The organism is Acetatifactor muris (assembly GCF_024623325.1).
Taxonomy (GTDB): Bacteria; Bacillota; Clostridia; order Lachnospirales; family Lachnospiraceae; genus Acetatifactor; species Acetatifactor muris.
Window position 1 is genome coordinate 1 of record NZ_JANJZD010000078.1, and the last position, 5,145, is coordinate 5,145.

General features: G+C 47.3%; 3 protein-coding genes, 1 pseudogene and 1 riboswitch. Of the genes and pseudogenes, 2 read left to right on the forward strand and 2 right to left on the reverse strand.

What is annotated here, in order from left to right:
* Together NSB25_RS28715 and NSB25_RS28720 are read left to right on the forward strand one after the other, a co-directional pair.
* A pseudogene (locus NSB25_RS28715) lies at positions 1 to 1,070 on the forward strand (hypothetical protein); the annotation flags it as partial.
* A gap of 1,281 nt (positions 1,071 to 2,351) precedes the next feature.
* On the forward strand, positions 2,352 to 3,056 hold the full coding sequence (locus tag NSB25_RS28720) for a hypothetical protein (protein ID WP_146040000.1): 705 nt from the start codon (positions 2,352 to 2,354) through the stop codon (positions 3,054 to 3,056).
* A 332-nt stretch (positions 3,057 to 3,388) separates the two neighbouring features.
* Positions 3,389 to 3,504, reverse strand: a riboswitch (cyclic di-GMP riboswitch).
* Between the two features lie 266 nt (positions 3,505 to 3,770).
* On the opposite strand, the gene NSB25_RS28725 is transcribed toward NSB25_RS28720, so the two are convergent.
* Together NSB25_RS28725 and NSB25_RS28730 are read right to left on the reverse strand one after the other, a co-directional pair.
* The gene (locus tag NSB25_RS28725) at positions 3,771 to 4,595 is read right to left on the reverse strand and encodes a tyrosine-type recombinase/integrase (protein WP_242982363.1); all 825 of its coding nucleotides are present in this window, start codon (positions 4,593 to 4,595) and stop codon (positions 3,771 to 3,773) included.
* Between the two features lie 314 nt (positions 4,596 to 4,909).
* On the reverse strand, positions 4,910 to 5,145 hold a 236-nt coding region (locus tag NSB25_RS28730), incomplete at its 5' end, for a hypothetical protein (protein WP_257479363.1).

Here is a 5,145-nt window from a genome sequence, read left to right on the forward strand (position 1 = left end):
CGGAAGTTGACGTGCTTTCACTCTCGCTTACAGAAGTTGAGGTGCTTTCACTTTCACTTACGGAAGTTGACGTGCTCTCACTCTCACTTACAGAAGTTGAGGTACTCTCACTCTCACTTACAGAAGTTGACGTGCTTTCGCTCTCACTTACGCTGGTCGAGGTGCTCTCACTCTCGCTTACGGAAGTTGAGGTACTTTCGCTTTCACTTACGGAAGTTGACGTGCTTTCGCTCTCGCTTACGCTGGTCGAAGTGCTTTCACTCTCACTTACAGAAGTCGAAGTACTCTCACTTTCACTTACAGAAGTTGATGTGCTTTCGCTCTCACTTACAGAAGTCGATGTGCTTTCACTTTCGCTTACAGAAGTTGATGTGCTTTCGCTCTCACTTACAGAAGTCGATGTGCTTTCACTTTCGCTTACAGAAGTTGATGTGCTTTCGCTCTCACTTACAGAAGTCGAGGTACTTTCACTCTCGCTTACGCTGGTCGAGGTGCTTTCACTTTCACTTACGCTCGTTGACGTGCTCTCACTCTCGCTTACGGAAGTTGAGGTGCTTTCACTTTCGCTTACGCTCGTCGAGGTACTTTCACTCTCACTTACAGAAGTTGAGGTGCTTTCGCTCTCACTTACGGAAGTTGACGTGCTCTCACTCTCGCTTACACTGGTCGACGTGCTTTCGCTCTCACTTATGCTCGTTGAGGTGCTTTCACTCTCACTTACGCTGGTCGAGGTGCTTTCGCTCTCACTTACGGAAGTTGACGTGCTTTCGCTCTCGCTTACGCTGGTCGAAGTGCTTTCGCTCTCACTTACGCTCGTTGAGGTGCTTTCACTTTCACTTACGGAAGTTGACGTGCTCTCGCTCTCACTTACGGAAGTTGACGTGCTTTCGCTCTCGCTTACGCTGGTCGAAGTGCTTTCACTTTCGCTTACGGAAGTTGACGTGCTTTCGCTCTCACTTACAGAAGTCGAGGTACTTTCACTCTCGCTTACGCTGGTCGACGTACTCTCGCTCTCACTTACAGAAGTACTCATCCTTTCGGATATGCTGGTCGAGGTACTCTGGTATTGAGACAAAGATGTACTAAAGCTGGTCGATGTTGACAGACTGGTTGACTCCGACCTATGCTCGCTGGTTGACAGCCATGTACTTTGAGCTTCCGAAGCGCTCAGACTGGTTGATGCACTTTGGCTGGCCTCTGTACTTGCCTTTTCTGATTCTTGTACAAGGAATGTACTCTGTCTTTCGCTCTCGCTTACGGCTGTACTTAAAGATTCAGACTTTTCCACATACTCAGACCGATATTCATTCTGGTATGCGTCTTTGCCGTCAATATAATCTTTCTGACTAAAATACGCGGCACCGCCTTTATAACCGTTATTTTTGTTGACAATAAACTTCCCCCTGGAGTCTTTTGTCATTTCCACAATATAGATATGTTTTACTATTGTGGCGTCATTACGGTGTGCCGTCAAATTGCTCTTAGAGAATAAAGTTCCAGGCTTTTCATAATACCTTTTTTCGTCATTTCTATTTTCAATCGCATTGCCATCTTTATCTGCCGTAGCATAGTCGAAATATCTTGTCTGCTCGTTTCCGTCCTGATCTTTATAGGTTACCTCAATGTAACGCCCATCGACATCTGTACCCTTTTCATACTCTATCCAGTTGCCATCGTTTGAGAAATTAACGTCTGTATAATTATTTACCTGCGCATCTGACAACATTTTATACTGGATCAGCATATTTGCCAACTTATCCGCCTCATCCCAGTATTTTAATATTTTGCCGTCAGAAACTTCCAATTCCACTTTATCTAAGTCATGAGTCCAATGATTTTCAGCTATCTGCCGTAAGCTCTCTACAAGCTCTTCCTGAGCATCGATCAGCTTTTTCAATGCCTCCAGCCTCTCCAGCCTCTGCTCACCATCATTATAATGACCAAGCAAGCTGTCATACTCCGACTGTGCCGTTGAAAGCGCCTCCGACATAGATGCATTCAAACTATCCCGTACAGTCTCCGAAGTAACCAGACTCAACGATTCGGATCCAGAAAGGCTCAACGACGTAGCATCTGCCTGTGACGCTGCCGCTGACAGAGACTTGCTGATGCTTTCTGACTCAGCCGAAAGACTGCTTGCCATGGACGCATGCGAATTGCTGGCACTTGTGGATGCCTCAATCAGACTCTTCAGCTCAGCATCCTCTGCTGCCGTCAGGCCTTCGCTTGTAGCCTTCGCCATCAAGGCCTGGTATCTTGCCATACTAAAGCCCTGAACATTAGAGGTTTCAGACAGCATACTTGTACTCATACTCTCGGAAAGGCTCACATTCAGGCTCTCGGAAAGACTTGTGCTCAGGCTTTCACTTGCACCTGCACTGAGACTTGCACTCAGGCTCAGGCTCGCGCTCTCACTGAGACTCGCGCTTAAGCTCAGGCTCTCCTCTTCACTCAGCGATACAGAAGCGGATAAGGAGTCAGCCTCACTCTCAGAAATTGATGCCGAAGCAAAATCTTCCTCAGATGTAGATTCCGTTGATACTGATTCGGAACCGGAACCGTCTTCGGATGTTGATTCTGCAGATGTCGAATCAGAGCTTTCCTCAGATGTGGACTCTGTTGATGCTGACTCAGAGCCGGAACCTTCCTCAGATGTAGATTCCATTGATTCAGAATCAGTGCCTTCCTCAGATGTGGATCCCGTTGATTCAGAACCCGTGTTGTCCTCGGATGTTGATTCTGCAGACTCTGAATCAACGTTTTCTTCAGACGTGGATTCTGCGGACTCTGAGTCTTCTTCAGATTCAGCATCTGTGTTCTCTGAAGTTGTCTCATCCCCAGGTTTTTCCGGATTCTCTGCAGGTTCTTCCGGCTTTGAATCCTCGTTGGTTATTCCGTCCGTTTCGTTATTTCCCGGTATTTCAACCGTATCTGCTGATGACTCATCATGGTTTTCCGTTGTTTCAGCCGTTGTGTCTGCATTGCTCTCCGTGCTCAGTGTCTGCTCGTTGGACAATGAGGCAGCAGCTTCTTCTGAAATCGTTTTCTCGGTATAGGAAGGCACCACAATTTCGTTCTTATTGGCATCAAACTGTTCAAGCTCGCTCTCTGCAGCATATACGACGTTTGCGTCACTAAGCACATCAGCTCCGCCGATCGCAACACCGGCAGCAACGACACTTTTCAGGAGCGTCTTTGCCTTTTTACTGCTTTCTTTTTTCTTTTTGCTCATGATTTTCTCTTAATCCTTTCTTTGCTGACATACGGATGCAAAGTGTCCGGCGGCCGGGCTGGCTTAGTGCCTATCCGAAACTGTAGTTCCGTTTCAGATTTGTACCTTAGCCCCCATAGCTTTGCGTCCCGTCGTTTCCAACGGTTTGCTAATTAAATTAGCAGCCGGGCTGACATAAGTATATAGAAAGCCTTCTGTCGAACACTTCCCTGCTACCTTTAGTCCCCATGGCTTTGCGTCCCGCCGTTTCCGACGGTTTGCTAATTAAATTAGCGGTCAGGCTGACATAACGTCCTTAGACGTGTTAGTCCCTATGACTTTGCGTCCTATCGTTTCCGATAGTTTGCCAAAAATATCCGCTCGTTTATCACCGAGCAGGCCATCTGGCTATTCTGTCATCCCCGTTGACACCGACGGCATATGGCAATGGGTTGACGTGTCCGGCGGACACGCCTCCGCATCACACCCTTTGCTCACACTTTTCACCTCCCCCCTCACTTCTTCTCCGTTTGTCCTGCCAAATAAGCAGAAAAGCTTATCAATGTACCCAGCCCACTGTCAGCTGTTCCTGCTCCAGCATCCTTTCATAAGCCTGTTCAATCAGCACAGCCACATTTGCCTGAAGTCTCTCCTGAGTGGACTGATACATTTTCCACAGGCACCTTGGATTTGCCTTCTCCTCCGCCACTTTTGCCTCCCGGCTCAGCCGTCTGATACTGTGATTCACATTGGAACGGTCCACAGGTTTTCCTTTGGCAGTGGTAAATACCGGCCCTTTTGTAATTCCTTCTCTGTCCATGTATTCCAGCAGCTCCCGCTGCAATACCGACGGAAGATGCAATACGCGGGTACTGGCCCCGTTCTGGCGCTCTAACCGCACTGTACCCTGGCATACGGCTTCCGCTGTCAGCTGGGAAAGTTCCTGAATGCGCAGTCCAACGCCTCCCAATGCTTTGACCAGCAGATAAACCTTTTCCTGTCCCAGCTGCTTTGCCGCAGACAGCAGCCGAAGGTATTCCGTTCGAGTCAGTTCCGGCTGTATATCTTCCTTCAGACTGCTGAATTCCGCCACCTGCCAGTCCCGGTGTCCCAGATACTGCATCAGGCTGTTCCAGACAGATATCCGCATATTGACAGTGCGGGGACTGAGCCCCTGCTCTTCCAGCCACCGCTTCCACTTTCCCCCGCTTTTCTCTGTAACCCTGCTGCCCTCCTGTGAAAATCTGCTGCAGAGCATGTTCAGCGTTCTGCGATATTCCTGCAGGGATACCTGACTCCGTCCCCTGTCAGACAGATATGCCAGAAAGGATTCCAGCACTTCCGGCGTCAGTTCTTCTTCCATTCTCTGATTCAGGGCGTCCATTCCTTCTCCTTTCCCCACAGAATTCCGCTATTCTGATATTCAATGACGATAAACCGTACTTTGCCTTTCAATTCCGCAAACGCGGAAAAGCTTTGCAGAAATTCTCTCCTGCAAATCTCTCTCCGACCTCAAAATTACACAAAATCACCATTTTGTATTATTTCAATAAAAAAATATCCCTTTATGTACTATTACAAATATAGTATAGCACGGTGCCAGACGGTTTTCAAGGTTATTTTATGCTGTGATTGGGAAAAATTGACTGAATACAATATGTTTTCTGATATCAGAACATGCAAAAAGAAACCCGGGAATCATTTTTTTCGGGGTTTCTGATTTATTACGCCCTTTTTATCGCTATTGAGAACGCAGAATTGTTGCTGTGTTCTTTTTTTATGGCCTTTTGAGAATCTGCGATAAATGAAATGGTGATTTTGTGATAACAGTTCAATCAGTTTCATAATTGACCTGTTATTTTTATGTTCTATTTTCCTCAGCTGATCAACCCCAGCCTCTCCATCTGACGGGCATGCGTTTTCCCTGTGGAAAT

Bases quoted from the DNA above. Each gene is read 5' to 3' on its own strand.
- NSB25_RS28725 (WP_242982363.1), bottom strand. From the start codon at position 4,595: ATGGACGCCCTGAATCAGAGAATGGAAGAAGAACTGACGCCGGAAGTG.